We start from the raw sequence: 19,457 nt of genomic DNA on the forward strand, positions 1-19,457 counted from the left end.
CGCTCTGCGGACTAGCAGCCGCGGGTGATATAGATAGTGGCAGCAGACCTGATGGCCACGGCGCCAAAAATCCAAGCACGAAGAAAGGCTCGCCGCCAGCCAGCAAAGTCAAGCACTGCGACGCGGTGCTTTCAAATCCGTCGGCCTTTGAAAATGACCTGCATGAACTTTGCAAGCTGTTGCGTTCCCTGACCAAGCCGCGGCCACCGCAACAGCCCCCTCAAGCGGCATAACAAAAAAAGCCCCGCCACCTTTCGGCAGCGGGGCTCTTGATTGGTCATGCTTAAAAGGACGCGGTACTGGATACATGACCGCCAAACCATAGTCGCAAGACTTGGTTAATTACCGGTAAATCTAAGTCGGTGGCGGCTTAAACCATGTCAGGATCTTCAGCACACTTTCCCCGAACATCACGACGCCTGCGAACAGGCCGAGGATGCCGACAATCGCCCATTTGACGGCACGACCGACCGTCATGGTTGCGACGACGAGCCTCAAGCCAGCGTTGAGAGTGTCGATGTCTTCTTCCCGCAGCTGCGCAAGAAACTCCCGTGTCCTCACCGGGAGTTCTGCCATGCGATCAGCGGGCTTTGCGTTCAGATCCATCTCACCCTCCATTATGCACCGAGCGGCTTCTTGGCAATGAAGCGGCCGTAGAGTGCCCAGACAGCGCCCGTGAGGATCGTGACCGGCCCGACATAGAGTGTCGGCGCATCGGGCACGCCGTTCGTCCACAATTCGGCAATCAATGCCAGGGCACCAAGGATCGAGGCCACCGAGCCCTGTGCAACTCGAGACTGGTAGGCCGGCTCGTTGTTGGTAGCGTGCTGCTCGCGCGCGGCAAGCTCGTTGCGCACGGTCTCAGCAACGACCTCGCGAACGGCTGGCACGTCGGTCGGTTCGAGCGAGATTTTCGGGTTAACCGCCACCTTGTCGAGCACGCGACCGATGACTTTGTCCAAGACCTTGCCGGCGATCAGTGGGCCAAGGAAGTTCTGCTGCTGTATCATGGGAGTTCCTTTCAGGAGAAAAGCCGGGCGAGGATGCGGGATAGCCAGCCGGGCCCCGGCTCAGGCGCGGGTGCTGGGATGGGTTGGGGCTTCGGTTCGGGGATCTGGAGCTTCTGGGGTGCCTGGCCGATGTAGGCGGCCGCGCGGAGTGCGGTTTCAAAGGTCTTGGCATACCCGGCCAGGTCGTCATCACGGTCGGTGCCGTTGACGATCTGACGGGCTCCGACGTAATCGCATTTCTCGGCGTAGATGAAATCGTCCAGCTTCTTGCCGGTGAACATGCCCTTGGTCATGCCGTCGAAGATGGCGCGCAGGGCAATCGGCCAGGTCATCATCTGGCCCGGTGCCGTGACGCCGAATTTGCGGTGGTTTTCTTCCCAGGTGACTTGCACCAGCCCCTCGCCCACCCACGGATAATAGCGCTTGGATCGGAGGTACTTTTCGCCGCCCTTCTCGCGGGTCGGCTGCATGGTGTGGGCTGTCTCGTGGTAGGCGGTAGACAGGATGTAGGCGAGATGCCGCAACGGCGTGCCGCGGCGCTGCGCCTCGTCGAGAATGCGCTCGGCGCCGTCGACCTGGCCCTTTGTGAGCGACGTTCCGAACACGCCAGACGAGCGCGCGCGCAAGGCCGCGTAGAACTTGCTACGGTCCATGGGATTTCCTTCGTCTTTGGGAGTAAAATGGCGCACGCGCGGGAGGCGCGGCTCGCTATGCGACCGCTCTCACCTATGAGCTGGCAGGATTGGTACTACTGGATAGTCGTCATCGCGGCGTCGGCGATGATTTTGTGGCTTGTGATCTCGTAGAGATTTTGCAGATTATCTGTCGTCGGGTGTCGCGGGGCGATCAGCCGGAGATGCGCCAATGAGCGAAGGCCCCTTCTGTGCAGGCGACTATGTGCTGCTCCGAGTTCAAGTGACCCATTGTCTTAACGATGGCTATCTCGTCGTCAGCACGCCGAACCAGCCGATTGTCGTTCATGAAACTGATGTGTCCGGGGCGGCGGAGGCAACGCGCTCGCCCAGCGCACTTCGGGTTGTGGCTGCCGAGTAACATTACATAGCACCTGGCCGTTACTCTGTCGGCCATGTCAGCGTCGGAAGCTCTGCCAGGAAGTCGGTGACAGATGGCTGCGGCCGCTGACCGGTCTCCACCTTCATGAGTTCGGCATAGGCATAGACCCACACCGCATCACGCCAGGCGACATAGGCGGCCGCTTCGGCTGACCATTGCGGGTTCGTGCTGTTGACGTAGGTCGAGATCGAGACAGAGTTGTCGTAGCGCCGCTTCTGAGCCATCGCATCAAGCATGGCGACGATGGCATTCTTGTAATCGTCGACAGACGGGGTCGGCTCCGGCACCTCGGGCCGTGTGAATTGCCCGGTCGCTTCATCATAGAGATCGCCGATCCCGGCTGTATCGGATGCCACCAACACCTTGCCGTCGATGCCAAAACCATCTTTGGCCAGGATGACGTTGTCGACGACAAGTGTGTCGGCGTCGACCACCGCGAAATTCTTTGCTTCGCTCATCTTAGCCAACCACCCTTACAATGCATTTGCCAGCACCGCCGACAGCGTTGCGACCACCACCGCCGCCCGGAACGGCGCCGGCGACAGTAGCGGTGCCACCATTTCCGCCATACAATGACGTTCCACCAGCCGCACCACCGCTGCCACCACCACCACCGCCACCGCCATAGATGCTACTACCGCCGTTGGCGACGGTATTATTGCCACCGTTCCCACCGCCGCCGCCACCATAGAGGGCATCACCACCGGGGGTTCCTCCGGTGGCATTACCTCCGCCGCCGCCTCCGCCATAATTACCCACACCTCCCGTTGCTCCGCCTCCGCCTGCCGTACCCTGCATGGCAATCAAACCGTTCGCGATGGTTGGGCCGCCGCCGTTACCGCCATTGGTCTGATTGGTTCCGCCCGCAGATGCGCCGGCTGAACTAGCGCCGCCGCCGCCGCCACCACCACCAACAATGGTTGCGCCGCCACCGGTTCCGCCTCGACCACCGCCGAACGCGGTAACATAGGAGCCGAATGAAGAATTGCCGCCAACAGCGTTAACCGAACCCCCAGCGCCAATTGTGATTGAAACCGAAGAAGTCAAATCGGACGCGCGCAAGAAATCAAAAGCGTAAGCGCCACCGCCACCACCGCCGCTATATGAGGAAACATTTCCACCGCCGCCACCGCCCCAAATTTCAACCATGATGATTGCGTTCGGGTCGAGATTGGCTGGTTTGGCCCAGGTGCCGGAAACCAGGAATTCCTGATAGTAAACGCTCGCCCCAACTCCGGTCTCGCTGTTAGCTACGGAGAGGATGCGAAACTCACCACCCATGAAGACGACCAGATAGGCAGTGCCTGTCGCGAAGTCCCCCGGCCCCAGTGCCTCCCCCGTGGCCTTGACCAGATCATAGTAGGGATTGCTGTTGGTCACGCGCAGGCGGCAAGGACCGGTGTTGCTGGCGTTGGGGTCGATGTAGAAACTCATGCTGGCCACGACGTCGGCATCGAGCACCGGGTCGACGGTGATCGTGTAGTCGTTGCCCGAATTGGTCACTGCCGTCGGCTTGAGCGATGCCGCGTCGAACAGCATGCCGACCTTCGACGCCACAGCGTCCATGTAGTCTGGACCGGCAACTGGCGGCGTCGAGAGCGATGTGGGAAGTTTTCTGTTGGCCATCTTTTCCTACCTGCTAGGGAGCGCGGTTACGCCGCCACGCTCCACAATTGCGGTGCCTCGTCGACCAGTGTCAGGTTGGCCGTGAGGTCCTTGCCGTTGGCGATTTCGGTGACGATGAGGCGCTTGAACTCGCGCCCGAGCGTGCCGGCGACGACGAGACAGCCCTCGGAAATCTCAGGGATCAGCGGGCCACCGTCGAACGGGCCGCCTGCCGTCGTTTCGTCGGGAACCGGCGTTGCGAACGTCAGCGTGTCGGTTTCTCCCGCGGCATTGGAAAGGGCATGAACCGTCGTTCTGCCGTCGGCGCGCCGGATTGCGATCCCTGTCTTCAGCCCCACTTCGAGCATGTCGGGCACAGCCAGCACGTCGGCAGTGGCCAACAGGTCGGGCGCGTTCTTCACCTCGATGGCGCCGTCGAGCACGATGCCCGTCACGTTTCCGCCGCTGGTCAGCACCGACTTGATGCGCCCGAACCCGTAGTGCCGACTCAGGATGTCGTGGCTGACTGCCACCAGCGAACCGCGGCGGCAGACGATTGCCTCGACGGGAGCCGTGAACGAGTAGAACGTCGCGCGGTGCTCGGCCTGCGCTAGGTCGAACTGGGCGCGGCTGATGATCTTCGCCTCGTCGACGAAGCCGTCATAGGTCACCTGCTCGGTGCGGGCGTCGGTCCCCTCTGCGCCCGACCGGTAGACGACGATCTGCTTGGCCGCATAGTCGAGGTCTTCGTTTCGGTAGTTGACGCGCAACCCGGCCGGCACGCGAGGAAAGGCCTTCTTCCAGCTGAAGCCGGCCATGTTGCGCGGCGAAAATACCTGCACCGGAGCCTCTGCGCTGCGGTCATAGTCGCGGATCACGCCCCATAGCTCGGACTGGTAGGGCCGCGCATAGCCGCAAGAAGCGACCAGGCGGAGCACATCGGCCAGCCCCTCGCCTTCAGCGACCAGGTCGCAGCTATAAGCGTTGTCGATGCAGGCCTGCCGCCAAGCTGTCAGTCCGTCGAAGTCGACCAGCTCCTCCGGCATCGGATCGAAGTTCAGCGACCCGGTCAGCATGTCGAGGTAGTGAGGCGCCGGATTGGAGGTGACAACCAATGCACCCCATGTCGACCTGTTGGTGGTGAACAATTGCCCGGCAAACATGCGCAATTCACTGGATAGCGAAGCACCCGGCCAATCGGTGCGCGTGCCGGCGGTGACACCTGCAACGGTTGATCCATCGGCAGTGAGATAACCCATGTTCAGATCGGTTGCCGCCCAGGCTGCAATGGAACCGCCGCCCGTCGTGGAAGCTTCACCGATCAGAACATTGTCGACCCATAGCCGAATTCTGCCTGGGTTGATCCGCACGTCCCATGCAACGCGATGCCGCCTGCCATCGAACGGCAGCGACGATGTCGGGACGTTCAGAACGCAGGTACTGGCATTGCTGGCACCAACCGCACCCGAGCCGTCGCCGGCCCGAAACTGCAATTGCGTCCCGGCCGACCAAGTGAAGATTGACGAACCGTTGGCAGCGTTCCTGCCGGCATCCCAAATGACACCACCGGCAGGCGGCGAAGTCGGAAACAAGATGTCGGCCTCAAAAGAGACATCGCCGGCAACCGTCCCGCCGCCCATGGCAGTGAACGAAAGCGGTTCGAACTCCGCAGGCGCGCTCGCGGGAAGATCATATTGATCGAGGTCGCGGACATAGCCGGAGGCCTTGACCGACAGCCGACCGATTGCGCGGTTGCGCGCCTTCAGCGCGATCAGCGCAAGGTTCTTCTGGGCGATGGGATACTGGGCACGGATCGACACGATGCGCCTGAGCTGCACCCGGTCAAGCAGGCCTTCGCGTGTCAGCGGCAGGTTGTTCGACGTCGTCGAGCCGTAGAAGTCCAGAATGCTGCCGCTGTAGACGTAGGTATTGGACGTGAAGAGGTCATTGCGGAAAGTGGCGCCGCGCATCACCTCGATCTCGTACACGCCGGCCGGCCAGTCCGCCGCTGACAGGCACACCGTCACCATGTCGGGCGCAAGCAGGATGTTGCGGACATTCGTCGTTTCATTGGTGGCGTAGCGGTAGATGTCGTTGCCGGCACCTGCCGAGAAATAGGGATCGCAGTTGAAGTCTGCGCCAACCGGCAGGAGGTTCTGGCCGGGAACCAGCTTGCGGGCCTCGACAAAGCCGCGGTCCTGGCTCGGGTTGGGCAACACGCCCTCGAACGCCTCGCCGAACAGGAACTTGATCTGCACGCGCCGCTGCGCCTGGCTGGCGTCCATGTAGTGGATCTCGGGCAGATAGCGCCAGGCGACGCTGCCACGCCGCCGCATCCTGATACGGAACGGGATACGCAGCTTCTGGGCCACATCCTGCTGCCGTGTCAGGCCGGCAATCATGATGTGCAGCCACGCCTCGTCGGGCGCTTCTGCCGTCGCCATGCCGTGCCAGACCGGATAGGGCAGCGCGAACTTGGACTGGTCCTCGGCATCTGTGCCATGCACCGACATTTCCGTACCGAGGTCGAAAGTCCTTCCCTGGCGCCGCGTCAGCTTGAGCTTCTTTTCTCCCGGTAGTCCGGCGCGCGTCTCGATGGTCAGGTCGGTATCGGTTGCCGCCGGATCCCAGGTCGTGTCGCCGAGGCGGATGTCCTGCAACAGATGCGGCCCGGCAAGGCAATGAACGGCCTCGACATACTCGTCCTGGCCGATCAGCTCGACGATTGGTTCGAAGGCGAAAGGCGGGAACACGCGCCGCGTGCCGATCACGCGCGGGATGGCGGCATTCGGCTCAAGCAGGTTGCCGGAAACGGACGCCGGTTCCACTTCGCGCGTGTCGGACTGGTCCTTGTTCGCAGCCGACCGGACGGGTGGCGACGAGAGCGCGCCGACGACCAACGCTCCGACGATGCCGACCGATGCCGCGAGCAACTGCGCACCGACAGTGCCGCCGGCGATGCCAAGCAGCGGAATGCCGAACTGGGCTATGCCGCCGGTGACGAAGGTCAGCGCAATGGCGGCGATGAGCCCGAAGATGCTCTTGCGGCCCTGACCGCCCCCGCCTTGTGGGGGCAGATGCAGCGTCACATCCACCTGCCGCTCGGCTGTCGACGGATTCGGACGAACGAACGGCCACATCTCGCGCGGAACGTCCTGTCCGTTGACGAGAATTCGTCCGTGCTCCCAGAACTCGGCCGGAATGTCGGGCATGCGCGCCGCCATCTCGGCGACGGTGAGGCCGCCCGGCCAGTATTCGACCCGCGGACTGCCGAGCGCGAATGGCTCGCGCCAGACAGCCTGGATCACGCCAAGAAGCGGTGACGCCTGAAGCATGCAATTCTCTCGCGAATGGTGAAGTGGGCGAGCGGCACGACGACGGCCGCGCTCGCTTCTTCGACATGGATCATGTTTGTGGCATCGGCCACCGCTCCGACATGGCCGATGCGGCGAGAGCCGTGGTAGCGCATGACGACGACGTCGAATGGGCGCAGATCGCGCCTGTCGACCTCGCCCCACGCCTCGCCGTCCTTGCCCGACGTGACCTCCCGGCTGACGCTGATGAGGTCGTGCGCGGCAATCTCGCCATAGGACGGCAACTCAATGCCGAGTTCCTGCGCATAGATGAGCCGCACCAATCCCCAGCAGTCGAGCCCGGCCCTCGACCGCCCGCGACTGACGAACGGAATGCCGACGTAGCGATTGAGCCAGGTCACGACCAGTAGAGCCCTGGAAACCTGTTCTGGGTTGCCCTGAGTGCCGGCCAGCTTTCCTGCGTGTAATCCCACGACCTGATGGTGCCGGAGAGCTGCAGCACATCGCCTTCGACATCGGTCAGGTAGAGGTGCCTTGCCACGTAGATGTGCTCCACCGATGGGCCAAGCGGAACGCGAGGCGCCACCGACAGGTCGAACTGCGATCCCGCTACGACCTCGATGTCGAGCCGCGCCGGCTCAGTCGCGTTGAACACCGCATCCCCGATGCGGCGGTCGACGTTCTGCACGGTGAGGCGTGCTTTTGGCGCTTCTTCGGCGTCGGAGAGTAGGGTGATTTCGAACTCAAAGCCTTGGTAGAGATAACCCCCGAGCAGGAAGTCAGCCGGATCGGACACAACGCGAATTGGCTCCGGCAACATCTTGTGCCGAAGCGTCAGGAACACGAGATGGATCTCCGGTGACTCCTGGCGATCGATCTCGCGCCGGACACCAGGCGGGACCGAGCGCTCCATCAGTCGAGCCTCATGAGCTCGAAGCTGATCACGTAAAGCCCGCTTCGAAGTGCCTGCTCGGAATAGACGGGATCGTTATGGACGAACTTGAACCGCCGAACGCTACGCGTGAACGGATCGTACCATTGAAACGGCAAGATGCCGCTCGCCAGGGTGTCGTTGAAAAACGCCATGAACACGTCGTAGGCCGCGCTCTCCATCGGAGGCAGCTCAACCTGATACTTGCGGACAACCGTCGACGCACGCCGCCGGTCGATGCTCGGACCTACCTCAGGCTGAAATGACACTGCGTTGGACTGGGGGCCGCCAGAAATTCCGATACGGGCTGCAGGTGGCAGTTCGACAGGCCAGGTTGGATCGCTCATCGCAGCACCTTCGTCGGCGAGGCGCCGAAGCGCGCCTTGTTGGGCTGATCGAGATCGCCTGTGGCCATCCCTTGCTTCACCGTATCGAGGATGAACCGACGGATTTCTGTACCGTCACCGCCGCGCTCCCTCTCCTGCCGGACTTGGGCGGGCGTGTTGTTGATGATCTCGATCTTCACGTCTGCTCCGCCACTCGACAACCTCTGGCCAGGTTTGGTGATGTCGACGCGTTCATTCGGTGACTTGCGGAAGGCGACCACTTGGCTGTCGATGCCGCCTGCCCCTCCCGGCAAGATCGAGCCGCCCCGCGCAAAGCCCGGAAGCCGCAAACCTGCCCATGGGTCGAGACCTCCACCTCCCCCGCCGAAGATGGCGCCAATCAACATCTTGAAACCGGCGTCAAGCATCATGCTGCCGAGGGACTTCATGACGTCCGCGATGGCTTCCTTGACGGTCTTCGTCTTGTCGATAACACCCTGGAAGGCGCCGGAGATGGTGGAACCGATGCTTCCGGCGATATTGGAAATGCCGCCTTGCATGCTGGTCATGCCGTCGGACAGACCCTGCATGACGTTGGTACCGACCTCGTACATCACGCGCGATGGCGAATGGATGCCGAGCGTGCTCTTGACGCTGTCGACGAGCCCGCTGGCAAAACCAGCGATGCCATCCTTGACCTGGGCGAACTTGCCTTTGATGCCCTGCCACAGGCCGTCCATGATCTGGGCGCCGATCTCGACCATCTGGGCGGCGAGGTTGGCGAAGATGGCCGGTATCTCGGCTACAAACTGGACGATGCTGTCCTTGACGGCATGAACCTTGGCAACCATGCCGTCCCATGCGGCCTCGAACTGGGCCCAGGCACCCGCGACGAAGGCCGTGACGATCGAGGCGAGGTTCTGGATCTCAGGCCAGAAGGCAATGACCGCAGCCGTGAGCGCACCAAGACCGGCGATCACCAGCGCGACAGGCGCGCCGATAGCGGCAATGCCCGTGGCAACGACACCCAGCGCCAGGACGAGCGGGCCGAGGGCGGCGACGACGCCGGCAATGATCGTGCCCCATTTGAGCAGTTCGGGGTTGGCTTCGGCCAGGGACTGTACCCACTCGGCGAGCTTGGTCACAAACTCTGTCACCACCGCCAGCAGCCCGCTGTCGGCAATTGCGATCTGCAGGTCTTCGAACGCACCCGCGAGCTTTTCCATCTCGCCGTTGAGGCCCGCCATGCGGGCCGCCGCCTGTTGATCGGCAATGCCCTTGCGGTTGATGCTCTCGGTGGCAGCGTCGATGCCCGACGCGCCCTGGTTCATCAGCGCCACGGCGGTGCGCATCGCGTCGACGCCAAAGATATCCTTCAGCGCGGCGTTCATTTTCTCGTCGGACAGGCCCGCCATCTTGGTCTGAAGTTCGCCTGCAATGGCGGACATGGACTTCATCGACCCGTCAGCCTCGAAGAATTTGAGGCCGAGTTCTTCCATGGTGGCCGCCGCCGCATCCGAAGCGGGGACAAGCCGGGTCAAGAATGTCTTGAACGACGTTCCGGCATCCGAGCCGGAGTTGAACACATCGGACGTCGCAGCAATGACAGCATTGAATTCGGTCAGCTCGACGCCAAGAGCACCCGCCACACCGCCTGCCTGGCCGAGAGCGAGAGCGTAGTCGTCGAAGCCGAATTGAGAATCGAGCGTCACCGCCGTGATCTGGTCGACGACCTTCGCCAGATCCTTTGCCTCAAGTCCGAACTGCGCCATGACGTTGGTGGCGACGTCGGCGGATCGCGAAAGCTCGCCACCCGTTGCCTCGGATAGTTTGATCGCAGCCTCGGCCGCGCCGCCGAGGATCTGCTCCGCGCTCAACCCGTTCTTGGCGAGCATTTCCAGCATGTCGGCAGATTCCGATGCCGACTTTGACGTGCTTCGGCCAAGGTCGCGCGCCAGCGTTTCCAGCGCCTGGAACTCCGCGCCCGTCGCCCCGGTGGCAGCAGCAACGCGGTTCATGGACGCCTCGAAGGCGCCGGCCGTCTTGAGCGTCAGCGCCCCGAAACCGAGGATGGGCGCCGTGAGAGCGGCAGACATGGTCTTGCCGACCGACTGCATCGACTTGCCGATGCCCTTCAGTCCTTTCATCGCATCGGCAAAGCCCTTGTCGAACATCGCCGTGTCGATGCCGAGCACGACGCGAAGGCTGCCGATGACTGCACTACCTGCCATGTCAATGCCTCGTCATTGCCGCCGTCCACCTATGGGCGATGGCGATCTGTTCCTCGACCGTCTGCCGGCGCTTCGATTTTTTCGGAGCGTCGTGCAGCAGGTCCTTGAGCTTCGGGAGTTTCTTCTGGCGAGACAGCGCCTCGATGTGCCACACGACCCATGCGCGGTCGTTGTGCTCCCGCTTGAGCCGGTTTGATACGCCGTCGAGGATGGCGCCGATTTCCCGAACGGTGAGACACCAGAACAATGCGGGGTCCTGTCCGGCTTCGGCCCATGACTGCAGCAGCGGCAGAGGGTCTAGCCTCCCCCCGCCGCCTTCCGAGGGTTTGCCTTTGCCTTCGCCCCCGGGAATGCCAGTTTGAACGCGTCGCCAACCTTATTGACAGCCGTCTGGATGCCGGCGTCAGTGATGATCGTGCCGGCCTCCTGCACCGTCAGGTCGGGATGGTGATCCCGAAGCCCCGCCCAGACCAGCACACGCACCGACGACAGGCGCAGCTGCCTCGGATCCTGGATGCTGGCGACGATCTCGGTGACCGGCTTGTCGAGTTCGGCCTCGAGCTCGCAGATGGCGTTGACCGAATACGACAGGGTGTAAGCCCGATCGCCCGCCTGAAGGGCGACCGAGCCACGATGTGGATTTGCCATCTCCGCTCCTTACGCCGCGATGACGGGCAGGGTTTCGGCCGATGTCGCAGACGCATTGCCGGCGGCATTCGTGCCGGTGACCGTGACCGTGATGTTGTCGCCGACATCGCCGACAACCGGGACATAGGTCGACGCGGTCGCACCGGGGATCGCCACGCCTTCGGCCTTCCAGACATAGGTGAAGGTCGGCGAGCCGGTCCATTCGCCGGGATAGGCCGTCAGCGTCTGGCCGACCTGCGCAATGCCGCCGATGGCCGGGACCGCAGTGTTGGTCGGGGCGGCCGCAGGCGTCGAGACGGTTGAGCCGGTGACGCGCCAGGTGACGGTGGCCGTCATCTTGTCGTCGGTCGGCACTGCGGGCTCGTAGCTGGAGATCCAGCCCGAAAACACCCACGCGACCGAGTTCGGGAAGGTGATGCGGCACTTGACTCGCGCCCCGGCGACCTTCAGCGCCGCGACCTTCAGATCGGACGCCGAGCCCGGCACGAAGTTCATTTCGAACGATGCTTCACCGGGATCGATCAGGCCGGGAATGAACTCGCGGGTGCGGTTCGGCGACTGCATATGCGTGGCGTCGATCTCGTCCACCGTGTCGTTCGGCGGCGTGATGTCGAACACCTCGGCCAGCTCAATCCATGTCGCGCCGTTGTCTTCGCTGATGTGGAAGAATGAGCCATAGCCAATTGAGGCGGCTGTTTCGGCCATCTTAGGTCTCCTTGTGATGAACCAGGAAGTCGAGTGAAGTGCGGAACAGGTTCGTCACCTCGCCCGCGTCCGCAGCGGGAAGGTCTCTTTCGCCATCAAGGAAAATCCCCTGAAAGATGCCGCCGCGATGCCCAGAAAGGGTGTCGCGCACGGCACGCGCCGTGGCCTTGGTCGAGGTGTAGGTTTCGCCGTAGCAATCAATCTGGACGCGACTCGCGACATAGCCGGAGGCGCCCTGCATGTGGTAATCGCGCAGGCCGTCGATCCGCTGCATGACCACATACGGCCGGGCAGGGTCGCTCTGCGGCTTGCGGCCCCAATAGCGGCGCCCGCCGGCAACGGGTGCCAGCAGCGCAGTCAATGCTTCTTCCATGGACTATCTGCCCTTCGCGGCTTTCTTCGCCAGGCGTGCGGCGGTCTTCTCGATCTCAAGCCACGTCCGGTTGGCAATGATGTCCAGGACCTCGTTCTTATGCTGATCCCATGCCGGCCGCATGAACGGCTGCGCCTGATGGCCGGGACCGGTGCCGAACTCCTGCAGGTGGGCCGCAGGATCCGGCTTAGGGCCGATGAACACTTCCACCGGAGACTGCTTCTTGTGCAGCTTGGACTGGCGGCTTGATAGCCGGGTGCTGACGTCGATGCCCTCACGCAGATAGCCGAGATGCGCCGGGGCCAGCGATCGGGCGGTCTTCGCAACCGGCTCGCCGGCCTCTTTCAGCGTCCGGCGCAGGACGGCCCTGGCGTTGGCCTTCGGCAGCTGCTGGAGCGCCTGCTCCAGTTCTTTCAGCCCTTCGACGTGGACTTTAACCCCCGCCATTGTTCGCCCTCACCGCCGTGATCTCAATAAAGCGGTTGCGCCCCTCGGCGGTTTCCTTGGTGCCTTTGATGTTCCAGACGTGGCCGTCGTAGTTGATGCGGTCGACTGGAGAGACGGTCTTTGCCGTCGGGGACCACAGAATAACGAAGTGGCTCAGAAGGAATGATCCGACCTGTTCCGCGCCGAGGATTTCCGTCCTCACAACGTCGGACGCATCCTTCTTTTCAGCCAGAGCATCCATGTAGCTCGACCAAGTTTCGACCAACTCGTTGAATTCGTTTCGCGTGGAGGTGAACCGCTCGATCGTGATCAGCCGACTTCGTTTTCCGGCCCCTACCATGACGCGCCCCGCCTGTGGTTGCAGAGCAGCGCGTCGAGCACGGTCCAGTCCTCCTGCCTTGAATTCTCGCGGCGATGGAAGGCGTCGGCAATGAACAGCAGCATGGCATGCGCTACGCTTTCAGGCACTGATCCGCCATAGACCGCTGTCAGCGTAATCCGCGAACCTAACAGGATGTGTGGCCATACCTGACCCGACTTGAGTCCGATGGATGGTTCCAGCCCGTCCTTGTGTGCCTCGTAGACCGCAGCATCGACTGTCTGCGTCTCACCAGCCGGATCGACATAGGAAATCGACGTGACCGATTTCAGCGGGCCTTCCGAGAGGCGTTCAAAGTCGGCAAAGCTGTCGCATTCCGAAACGATCGTCTGCTCCGCCCACCGGGCGTTGCAGTATTCCTCGGCATGCGAACGGGCCGCCTTGATCAGGAAATTGATCTTGGCGTCGAAGTAGGTTTCGGCTGACAGAATTCCACACTGCTGCTTCGCCTGCTCCAGCGTCACCGGCTCGACGGGCGGCGCTTCCGTGACTGTCGACGGATACCACATGGTCAGCCGCGCGTTTCCGGCAGGGCCACGGCGTTGGTAGGTTCCTGAACGACAGGTTTTTCACCAAGTGCCGCCACCACAGCGGCCTTGAACGCCGCCAAAGCTTCGATCTGCTCGACCATCTCATTTTCGCGGCTCTTGGCGGCTTCATTCTCGCTGATCAGGCGCGCGTTTTCCTCAAGGAGCATCGCCCGCTCATCATCCCATTCCTTTTTCGTATCGGGCTTCTTGACCGGCTCAACGGGTGCTTTTTCAGCCAGGCCGGCCTTGATGAAACGTGCCGCCTCCTTGTCCGAGAATCGGTCTGTGACTTCGCCGACGGAGATGGAAAAATCCCGGCCGGCCATGCTCTCAAGCATTTTCAGTTTCATGATCGTCTCCTTCGGTTTTGAGAGCGGGCGACCGTCCTTCGACATGCTCAGGATGATGGCCGCCCGCCTTGCAAAGCCGAACTTACGTGGCGGCAGTGATGAGGTGCTTGACGGCGGCAGTATCGCCAAGCTCACCGTCGAGGCGGATCAGGCCAAGCAGACCGATATCCGGCGCGAAGCGCTCGCGGGCGACGAACATCACGACGCCGCCGACCTTGCGAACGAAGTACTTGCCGAAGTCACCGAACAGCATGACCTTCTTGGCCGCCGCAAGGCTGTCCATCGCCTGGTTGATGGAATAGCGGTAGCCGAGAATGCTGCCCGGAACGCCGTTCTGAACATCACCAGCCGTCCAGATGTAGCGGTTTTCGGCGTCCTTCAGCTTGCGCAGGGCGCCGAGCGTGGTGTCGTTGAACATAAACCGCACTTTCGGCGACTGGCGATAAGCCGGATCGACCGAATGCACGAGGTCAATGATTTCGTCATAGGTGATCGCAGCCGTCGCCGTGGCAGTCTTGCCGAGGCTGGAGGCCGTGACGATGCCGTTCGGATCGTCGACGCCGTCGCCAGTGGTCAGCTCGAGATTGGCACGACGGCCAAGACGCTGGCCGAGCAGATCACCAAGCAGGGTTTCGAAGTTGAAGATCGAGTCCTGCGCCAGTTCCCAGGAGAATTTGACCCACTCGGTGTCGAAGGCGAACGCATTGAGTGTCTTCTTGCCGAAGGTGGCGTCCGATCCACCATCGTCCGTCACGGCGCCGGCTTCGGTATGTTTGGCAACCGGCACGCCAGTGTCGTCAATGGTCGGGATATCGATTGGATTGCCGGCGCTGGTGTTCATCGCCGTGCAGATATCCTCGTCGTACATCGGCCCCCAGGCCTTCATCGACTTGATGATCTGGTTGCTGAGTTCGGTCGGGACCGTGTAGCCGCCGGCGCTCGGCGTGCTCGTAGTCTGCGCGCGAGCCTCCTTCGAAGCGACACCAGCCTGCAAGGCAGCGCGTTCCTCGGCAGACAGCGCCGACATGTCGCCGGCCACCTGCACGTAGCGATGAAAAGCAGAGCGATAGGTGACCTGTTCACCGTCATCCTGGCCGCGACCTTCACCATCGCCAGGGTTCGGCCGGTTTTTGGCCCGCTCCTCAGCAGCGGCATCGTCAATGCGCTTCTGTGCATCGGCCATGCGCTTTTCGCGGGCGAGCTGCGCATCAACCTTGTCGAACTCGGCCATGATGATGTCATGGCGCTTTTCGAGCTCGGCGGCGCGAGCCTCGTCGGTGTTCTTCTTGATCTCATCCAGGGCCGAGCGGGCGTCGACTACGAGCTTTTCCCGCTTCTCAATCAGTTCTTTGCTCATGGGTTTCTCCTATGTGAGCAACGTCGAAAGGCCCGCTCGAAAGCAGGCGGGTGGAGACGGGAAGCGGGATGCTTGCCGCGCCCTCCGGCTGGATTGCCGGGTGAATTCAGGAAATCTTGCGGAACTTCGCTTCCGCCTCGGCCTTGCGGCGAGCGAAGGCTGCGGCATTGCGCTGGCGCCGAGCGCCCTTGCGCGCTTCATCCAATGAGCGCATCGCCACCGATGTTCCGTCATAGGCCGGCTCGGAAACGACACTGACCTCGCCAAGACGGACTTCCAACAGGGTGCGTTTCGGCGGGTCGACCGTTTCGTCCCATTCCTGCCGAACCGCCTCAAAGCGGAATGACATGCCCGAGACATCACCGCGCTCGACGAGTGTCTTCACGTCGCGGCCATCGGTCGTGTCGGGAAGATCGATTTCGACCCGCAAGCCCTTGTCGTCTTCCTCGCAACGCAGGGTACCGGAGGAAAGCCGGCCGAGAACACGGCCGGTATCATGGTCGAAGTAGGCCCGAACGTCTGCCGTCCGAAGCGTATTGGTGAAAGCGCCGCGGGCAACGACTTCCTTGAACCAGCCGCCGATATCGGCAACCTCGCCGAACACCGCCGCATAGCCAGACACCGTCATCTTGCCATTGGCATCTGCCCGGTGCTCGACCGGGCGGACAAGCGAGCGCTTTTCTGCGCCTTCAGGCTTGGTCGTCATTTTTCTCTCCGTCGATGTCGTCGGATGGTTTCTCAGGTTCAGGTTTCAGCGGCTGCTTGCCGAGCACGACAGTCGCACCCTGCACCAGCAGTTCATCGGCATCCGGGTTCTTGTGCTTCGGCCTGTTCTCAAGCGCGCGGCCTTCGTTTGGCGTGATCTGAGCGGTCTGGATCGCGCGGGCGATACCCTCGATCCGGCTCTTGAAGTCACCACGCATCAGGCCATCAAGATTGTGCTCGACATAGCGGCCGTTCTTGAAGCGTCCGAACAGCTTCAGGTTCGCCTCATCCTCGAACGCCTTTGCCCACTGGCTGATCAGATGCTTGACGAGATGCAAATCCTGCTGCTCGACATTGGCAAAGGTGCCCTTGCTCAGATCTTGCAGGAACACCGGAGGCAGTTGCCAAGCGCGCCCGACCTCCTGAATCTGAAACAGCCGAGCATCCGTCATCTGCCCCTTCTGCGGATCGAAGCCGACCGCCTTCAGGTCGTGTCCGGGAGGGATCGGAAATATCTGCTTGCCGCTCCTTTTTGCCTCGTCGATGGCACGGCGCATATCGCCCATGGCGCGCTGCAAACCGTCGGCCCCCTGCGGAAGCGGGCCGGTCAAGGCAAGCGGCGGAACACCACCACCGGCAAAGAAGTTCGAACCGTAATCGTTCATCGCCAAAGCAAGCTGGATCGCCTTTGCCGCCAGCCTGATCGGGCCGTAATGCGATACCTGATCGTCCTTCAGCATGAAGGGGATATCGATCACGTCGGCGGCCGGATACGTCTTGTCGCCGAACTTGTAGACCAGATCGAAGCCGACGCGTTTGATCGAGACCTTGCGCGGGTCCATCGGCCATAGCGCCTCGATCACCGAGCCGTTCCGTTCGATCCACGCCAGGCCGCGCCCGCCGGTGAACACGCACTGCCAGAAATACTGTCGGAACTTGAACGATCCCATCAAATCGTTGGGCGCATCGTGGATGGTGACCGCCGTCTTGCCGGTCAACTTGACTGGCCCACCATTGGTATCGCGGTAGGCATGCAGCGGGACCGTAGCCATGGTACGCGACAGGAACGCCACGGCCGCCAGCACCGCAGGAACGGTCAAGGCGCTGTCGATGGTGACGTTCGGAAGGTTGGCCCCACCAATGCCGAAATAGGCCATGAACTCCGTGGTCTGCGACACCGGAACCGCTGGGTTCTCGATGCTGCCCGACCGCTGTTCGCTGGCTGAGCGACTGATTTCCAAACCGATTTTCATGCGCCTACCAGACTGAATTCGGGATTATCCCACGGCGAAACCGGGGCCGGTTCTTCTGTTGCCATCCACCGGCCGAGCGCCATGATGTGCGCCACCGGGCCGTCGATCTTGTTTTCGACGCGTTCCTTGCGCGGATAGACCTGATCGCGGTGGTTGGCTTTCGTCACGACATTCGACAGCATCCACGAAAACACCGGATCGCCGTCATGGGCGATGGCGTGCTCGCGGATCAGGCCATCCATTTCCTTCATCGGTTCCGAGAAGTTGTTCATCGTAGGAAGGACTTCGACGCAGGGCAGTCCTTGCGCCTGCAATTCGCTGACCATCATGCGCGCCTGATGCGGGTCGAAGGCGATTTCCTCGACCTGAAATCTTTCCCGGTACTCAAGCAAATCGTCGCGGATCACCGTGTAGTTGATCATCTCGCCATCGGTCGGCATGATCAGTCCGTCACGATGCCAAGCCTGATAGTGTTCGTTCTCACCGAGTTCGATTGTGGCGTCTGGCAGGTAGTACCGGCCAAACCGCGCATACTGATACCCGGCCTCGATCAGTTCCTTGGCCCTCGCGCAGTCGCACCGGTCAAGCTTGAACGTGATCTCCATCGCCGCCACGTCGACCTTGGACGCGAGGTCCAGACCGATCCTGCATGGCTGCTTGTCGAAATCCGAAAGCTTCAGCCCCTCAACCGTGCTTTCCATCCAGCGCTGCACGTTGAAGAACGCTTCTTTCGCGTTCACCCATTCGTTCAGGTGCTTGGTTTTGAAAGCCGACACATGTCGGGCGTTGTTGATGGCGCGCTGCTGTTCGGTCAGCAGGAACTTTTCACCGACCGACACACCGAAGTTCGGATTGGCCTTCTTCAGCGCCGCCGGCGTTGTCCAGTCGTCATCGGCATCAAGGCCGTAGAGCAGCGCAAACAGCCCATCATCCTCGATGATGCCTTCCAGCATCCGACGCGCTTCCTGCATCATGGCGTAGCAGGGACCGGCGATGTTCGAACCTGCCGTGGTGATGACCAGGAGCAGCGACTGATCCCGCGCGCCCATGCCGGTCGCCATGGTCTCCAGCAGAGCGTCAGTGTCGTGCTCGTGATACTCGTCGATGATCGCACATGACGGTGACGAACCGTCCCCAGGCTTACCGATCACCGGTTCGAATCGGCCTCCATCCTCGGCACTGAAGATGCTCTTGGCATTGACCTCGATGCCGTAGAATTCCCGAAACTCCGGGTTCCGCTGCGCCATGACCTTCGCCGGCCGGAAAACCTCGTAGGCCTGCTTTTCGTTCGTGGCGCCGGAGAAGATCTCTGCACCGTGCTCGCCGTCTGCCGTCAGCATGTACAGCCCGATCGCCGCTGCCCAGGCTGATTTTCCGTTCTTGCGCGGGACCAACAACATGGCCCGGCGAAACCGCCTGAACCCATCGACCTTGCTGACCCAGCCAAACACCGAGCAGGTCATGAACACCTGCCACGGCTGCATTACCAGGCGCTCGCCGCGCGCTGCCCAACTGCCTTTGGTATGCGGCATGAGTTCGATGAACTGGCACGCTGCCTCGGCCGCGCCGAAGTCGAACCGATACTCGAAGCCGTTGCCCTTTTTCAGATCGTCCAGATGCCGCTTGCAGGCGAGGCGGACCCACTTGCAGGCTGGTATCTTCCCGGCCGCCACCTCCTTCGCGTAGCCAGTGGCGATCTTGACGTAATCACGATCCACGACGCCCTACCTTGGCGAATGGGTTCGACGCCGGGGCTTTCGGAGCGCCTGCCACCATGCGGCTGCGCGGGCCGGCGATACCGAACATCTCGGCTTTCTTCCGAACCTCGGCAAAGGCTGCGACCGGAGGCATTTCGCCAGCGCGGATCGCCTTCACGATCCCGCCTTGCAACACGCAGAAGTTGGCGAACTCGTTACTGTCGGCCTCCGACACCAGCTTCTGGCTGACCCGGCCAACATTATCCTGCCAGACTTCCTCGCCCTCGGGCGTGAGCCAGTCCGGCATCTGCGGCATGCCGTCCGATTCGATGATCTGAATGTCGGCATCCCGACAGGCCTGGAACGTGCCGCGCGCCAACTTTTCAGTTGGCAGCATTTTCTTGGGGCCGCGCTTCATGGATTATCTCGGCCCCGGAATTTAATTTGCACTCGCGAAAATCTGCCTGGGGGCGCCGGTCAGGGCAGGGACGGCCAGAGCTTGCGACCCTCCCCCTCCCGGTC

The 19,457-nt window shown here is 62.0% G+C and carries 24 protein-coding genes; 1 reads left to right on the plus strand and 23 read right to left on the minus strand.

The genetic code is table 11. The features are described 5' to 3' along the window. Positions 1 to 354: 354 nt before the first annotated feature. From O1Y97_RS22405 to O1Y97_RS22415, 3 genes are read right to left on the minus strand one after another with little or no spacing between them, the layout of a single operon-like run. Complete coding sequence (locus O1Y97_RS22405; RefSeq protein ID WP_318762416.1) at positions 355 to 606, minus strand: hypothetical protein; 252 nt, start codon at positions 604 to 606, stop codon at positions 355 to 357. Positions 607 to 617: 11 nt separating this feature from the next. Continuing rightward, positions 618 to 1,010 carry a hypothetical protein gene (locus O1Y97_RS22410; protein ID WP_318762417.1) on the minus strand — a complete coding sequence of 131 codons (393 nt, stop codon included), beginning with the start codon at positions 1,008 to 1,010 and terminating at the stop codon, positions 618 to 620. Between the two features lie 11 nt (positions 1,011 to 1,021). Further along, a complete protein-coding gene (locus O1Y97_RS22415; protein WP_318762418.1) occupies positions 1,022 to 1,663 on the minus strand; it encodes a hypothetical protein in 642 nt (213 codons plus the stop codon). A 211-nt stretch (positions 1,664 to 1,874) separates the two neighbouring features. Here O1Y97_RS22415 and O1Y97_RS22420 point away from each other — a divergent pair, with 211 nt between their 5' ends. Then, positions 1,875 to 2,063, plus strand: coding sequence for a hypothetical protein (locus O1Y97_RS22420; RefSeq protein ID WP_318762419.1), 189 nt, complete (start codon positions 1,875 to 1,877; stop codon positions 2,061 to 2,063). Between the two features lie 20 nt (positions 2,064 to 2,083). Here O1Y97_RS22420 and O1Y97_RS22425 read toward each other — a convergent pair whose 3' ends face one another. From O1Y97_RS22425 to O1Y97_RS22520, 20 genes are all read right to left on the minus strand, one after another. Beyond that, positions 2,084 to 2,542, minus strand: a complete 459-nt coding sequence (locus O1Y97_RS22425; RefSeq protein WP_318762420.1) for a hypothetical protein — start codon at positions 2,540 to 2,542, stop codon at positions 2,084 to 2,086. Between the two features lies 1 nt (position 2,543). Continuing rightward, positions 2,544 to 3,710, minus strand: a complete 1,167-nt coding sequence (locus tag O1Y97_RS22430; RefSeq protein ID WP_318762421.1) for a hypothetical protein — start codon at positions 3,708 to 3,710, stop codon at positions 2,544 to 2,546. 26 nt (positions 3,711 to 3,736) lie between these two features. Next, positions 3,737 to 7,024, minus strand: coding sequence for a phage tail protein (locus O1Y97_RS22435; protein ID WP_318762422.1), 3,288 nt, complete (start codon positions 7,022 to 7,024; stop codon positions 3,737 to 3,739). Beyond that, positions 6,994 to 7,404: a C40 family peptidase gene (locus O1Y97_RS22440; RefSeq protein WP_318762423.1), complete on the minus strand. Its 411-nt coding sequence runs from the start codon at positions 7,402 to 7,404 to the stop codon at positions 6,994 to 6,996. Before O1Y97_RS22440 ends, O1Y97_RS22435 begins: the two co-directional genes overlap by 31 nt. Further along, entirely contained in the window at positions 7,401 to 7,916 is a 516-nt protein-coding gene (locus O1Y97_RS22445; RefSeq protein ID WP_318762424.1) for a DUF1833 family protein, read from the minus strand. Before O1Y97_RS22445 ends, O1Y97_RS22440 begins: the two co-directional genes overlap by 4 nt. Continuing rightward, positions 7,916 to 8,281 (minus strand): hypothetical protein, encoded by a 366-nt coding sequence (locus O1Y97_RS22450; protein WP_318762425.1) that lies wholly within the window; start codon positions 8,279 to 8,281, stop codon positions 7,916 to 7,918. The genes O1Y97_RS22445 and O1Y97_RS22450 overlap by 1 nt, the downstream gene beginning before the upstream one ends. After that, positions 8,278 to 10,491: a phage tail tape measure protein gene (locus tag O1Y97_RS22455; RefSeq protein ID WP_318762426.1), complete on the minus strand. Its 2,214-nt coding sequence runs from the start codon at positions 10,489 to 10,491 to the stop codon at positions 8,278 to 8,280. The genes O1Y97_RS22450 and O1Y97_RS22455 overlap by 4 nt, the downstream gene beginning before the upstream one ends. A gap of 1 nt (position 10,492) precedes the next feature. After that, positions 10,493 to 10,738: a hypothetical protein gene (locus tag O1Y97_RS22460; protein WP_318762427.1), complete on the minus strand. Its 246-nt coding sequence runs from the start codon at positions 10,736 to 10,738 to the stop codon at positions 10,493 to 10,495. A 50-nt stretch (positions 10,739 to 10,788) separates the two neighbouring features. Continuing rightward, positions 10,789 to 11,139, minus strand: a complete 351-nt coding sequence (locus tag O1Y97_RS22465) for a GTA-gp10 family protein (RefSeq protein WP_318762428.1) — start codon at positions 11,137 to 11,139, stop codon at positions 10,789 to 10,791. A gap of 9 nt (positions 11,140 to 11,148) precedes the next feature. Beyond that, entirely contained in the window at positions 11,149 to 11,844 is a 696-nt protein-coding gene (locus tag O1Y97_RS22470) for a phage tail tube protein (RefSeq protein ID WP_245439521.1), read from the minus strand. Between the two features lies 1 nt (position 11,845). Beyond that, on the minus strand, positions 11,846 to 12,217 hold the full coding sequence (gp17, locus tag O1Y97_RS22475) for a tail completion protein gp17 (protein WP_318762429.1): 372 nt from the start codon (positions 12,215 to 12,217) through the stop codon (positions 11,846 to 11,848). A gap of 3 nt (positions 12,218 to 12,220) precedes the next feature. Further along, complete coding sequence (locus O1Y97_RS22480) at positions 12,221 to 12,664, minus strand: HK97-gp10 family putative phage morphogenesis protein (protein ID WP_318762430.1); 444 nt, start codon at positions 12,662 to 12,664, stop codon at positions 12,221 to 12,223. Further along, positions 12,651 to 13,004, minus strand: a complete 354-nt coding sequence (locus O1Y97_RS22485) for a head-tail adaptor protein (RefSeq protein WP_318762431.1) — start codon at positions 13,002 to 13,004, stop codon at positions 12,651 to 12,653. Before O1Y97_RS22485 ends, O1Y97_RS22480 begins: the two co-directional genes overlap by 14 nt. Continuing rightward, complete coding sequence (locus O1Y97_RS22490; protein ID WP_318762432.1) at positions 12,998 to 13,552, minus strand: head-tail connector protein; 555 nt, start codon at positions 13,550 to 13,552, stop codon at positions 12,998 to 13,000. Before O1Y97_RS22490 ends, O1Y97_RS22485 begins: the two co-directional genes overlap by 7 nt. Before the next feature lie 2 nt (positions 13,553 to 13,554). After that, positions 13,555 to 13,923, minus strand: coding sequence for a hypothetical protein (locus O1Y97_RS22495; RefSeq protein ID WP_318762433.1), 369 nt, complete (start codon positions 13,921 to 13,923; stop codon positions 13,555 to 13,557). 82 nt (positions 13,924 to 14,005) lie between these two features. Next, positions 14,006 to 15,280 carry a phage major capsid protein gene (locus tag O1Y97_RS22500; RefSeq protein ID WP_318762434.1) on the minus strand — a complete coding sequence of 425 codons (1,275 nt, stop codon included), beginning with the start codon at positions 15,278 to 15,280 and terminating at the stop codon, positions 14,006 to 14,008. A gap of 106 nt (positions 15,281 to 15,386) precedes the next feature. Beyond that, positions 15,387 to 15,986, minus strand: coding sequence for an HK97 family phage prohead protease (locus O1Y97_RS22505; protein ID WP_318762435.1), 600 nt, complete (start codon positions 15,984 to 15,986; stop codon positions 15,387 to 15,389). Continuing rightward, a complete protein-coding gene (locus O1Y97_RS22510) occupies positions 15,970 to 17,238 on the minus strand; it encodes a phage portal protein (protein ID WP_318762436.1) in 1,269 nt (422 codons plus the stop codon). The genes O1Y97_RS22505 and O1Y97_RS22510 overlap by 17 nt, the downstream gene beginning before the upstream one ends. Beyond that, on the minus strand, positions 17,235 to 18,956 hold the full coding sequence (locus O1Y97_RS22515; RefSeq protein ID WP_318762437.1) for a terminase large subunit: 1,722 nt from the start codon (positions 18,954 to 18,956) through the stop codon (positions 17,235 to 17,237). The genes O1Y97_RS22510 and O1Y97_RS22515 overlap by 4 nt, the downstream gene beginning before the upstream one ends. Continuing rightward, positions 18,946 to 19,353, minus strand: a complete 408-nt coding sequence (locus tag O1Y97_RS22520) for a hypothetical protein (protein ID WP_318762438.1) — start codon at positions 19,351 to 19,353, stop codon at positions 18,946 to 18,948. The genes O1Y97_RS22515 and O1Y97_RS22520 overlap by 11 nt, the downstream gene beginning before the upstream one ends. Between the last annotated feature and the right edge of the window lie 104 nt (positions 19,354 to 19,457).

Source organism: Aminobacter niigataensis, assembly GCF_946995915.1.
GTDB lineage: Bacteria > Pseudomonadota > Alphaproteobacteria > Rhizobiales > Rhizobiaceae > Aminobacter > Aminobacter niigataensis.

Coding starts and splice junctions, on each gene's coding strand:
- O1Y97_RS22470 (WP_245439521.1), bottom strand. CDS start 11,844: ATGGCCGAAACAGCCGCCTCAATTGGCTATGGCTCATTCTTCCACATC.
- O1Y97_RS22520 (WP_318762438.1), bottom strand. CDS start 19,353: ATGAAGCGCGGCCCCAAGAAAATGCTGCCAACTGAAAAGTTGGCGCGC.
- O1Y97_RS22435 (WP_318762422.1), bottom strand. CDS start 7,024: ATGCTTCAGGCGTCACCGCTTCTTGGCGTGATCCAGGCTGTCTGGCGC.
- O1Y97_RS22445 (WP_318762424.1), bottom strand. CDS start 7,916: ATGGAGCGCTCGGTCCCGCCTGGTGTCCGGCGCGAGATCGATCGCCAG.
- O1Y97_RS22510 (WP_318762436.1), bottom strand. CDS start 17,238: ATGAAAATCGGTTTGGAAATCAGTCGCTCAGCCAGCGAACAGCGGTCG.
- O1Y97_RS22410 (WP_318762417.1), bottom strand. CDS start 1,010: ATGATACAGCAGCAGAACTTCCTTGGCCCACTGATCGCCGGCAAGGTC.
- O1Y97_RS22405 (WP_318762416.1), bottom strand. CDS start 606: ATGGATCTGAACGCAAAGCCCGCTGATCGCATGGCAGAACTCCCGGTG.
- O1Y97_RS22425 (WP_318762420.1), bottom strand. CDS start 2,542: ATGAGCGAAGCAAAGAATTTCGCGGTGGTCGACGCCGACACACTTGTC.
- O1Y97_RS22490 (WP_318762432.1), bottom strand. CDS start 13,552: ATGTGGTATCCGTCGACAGTCACGGAAGCGCCGCCCGTCGAGCCGGTG.
- O1Y97_RS22495 (WP_318762433.1), bottom strand. CDS start 13,923: ATGAAACTGAAAATGCTTGAGAGCATGGCCGGCCGGGATTTTTCCATC.
- O1Y97_RS22420 (WP_318762419.1), top strand. CDS start 1,875: ATGAGCGAAGGCCCCTTCTGTGCAGGCGACTATGTGCTGCTCCGAGTT.
- O1Y97_RS22485 (WP_318762431.1), bottom strand. CDS start 13,004: ATGGTAGGGGCCGGAAAACGAAGTCGGCTGATCACGATCGAGCGGTTC.
- O1Y97_RS22415 (WP_318762418.1), bottom strand. CDS start 1,663: ATGGACCGTAGCAAGTTCTACGCGGCCTTGCGCGCGCGCTCGTCTGGC.
- O1Y97_RS22505 (WP_318762435.1), bottom strand. CDS start 15,986: ATGACGACCAAGCCTGAAGGCGCAGAAAAGCGCTCGCTTGTCCGCCCG.
- O1Y97_RS22480 (WP_318762430.1), bottom strand. CDS start 12,664: ATGGCGGGGGTTAAAGTCCACGTCGAAGGGCTGAAAGAACTGGAGCAG.
- gp17 (WP_318762429.1), bottom strand. CDS start 12,217: ATGGAAGAAGCATTGACTGCGCTGCTGGCACCCGTTGCCGGCGGGCGC.
- O1Y97_RS22430 (WP_318762421.1), bottom strand. CDS start 3,710: ATGGCCAACAGAAAACTTCCCACATCGCTCTCGACGCCGCCAGTTGCC.
- O1Y97_RS22465 (WP_318762428.1), bottom strand. CDS start 11,139: ATGGCAAATCCACATCGTGGCTCGGTCGCCCTTCAGGCGGGCGATCGG.
- O1Y97_RS22450 (WP_318762425.1), bottom strand. CDS start 8,281: ATGAGCGATCCAACCTGGCCTGTCGAACTGCCACCTGCAGCCCGTATC.
- O1Y97_RS22455 (WP_318762426.1), bottom strand. CDS start 10,491: ATGGCAGGTAGTGCAGTCATCGGCAGCCTTCGCGTCGTGCTCGGCATC.
- O1Y97_RS22500 (WP_318762434.1), bottom strand. CDS start 15,280: ATGAGCAAAGAACTGATTGAGAAGCGGGAAAAGCTCGTAGTCGACGCC.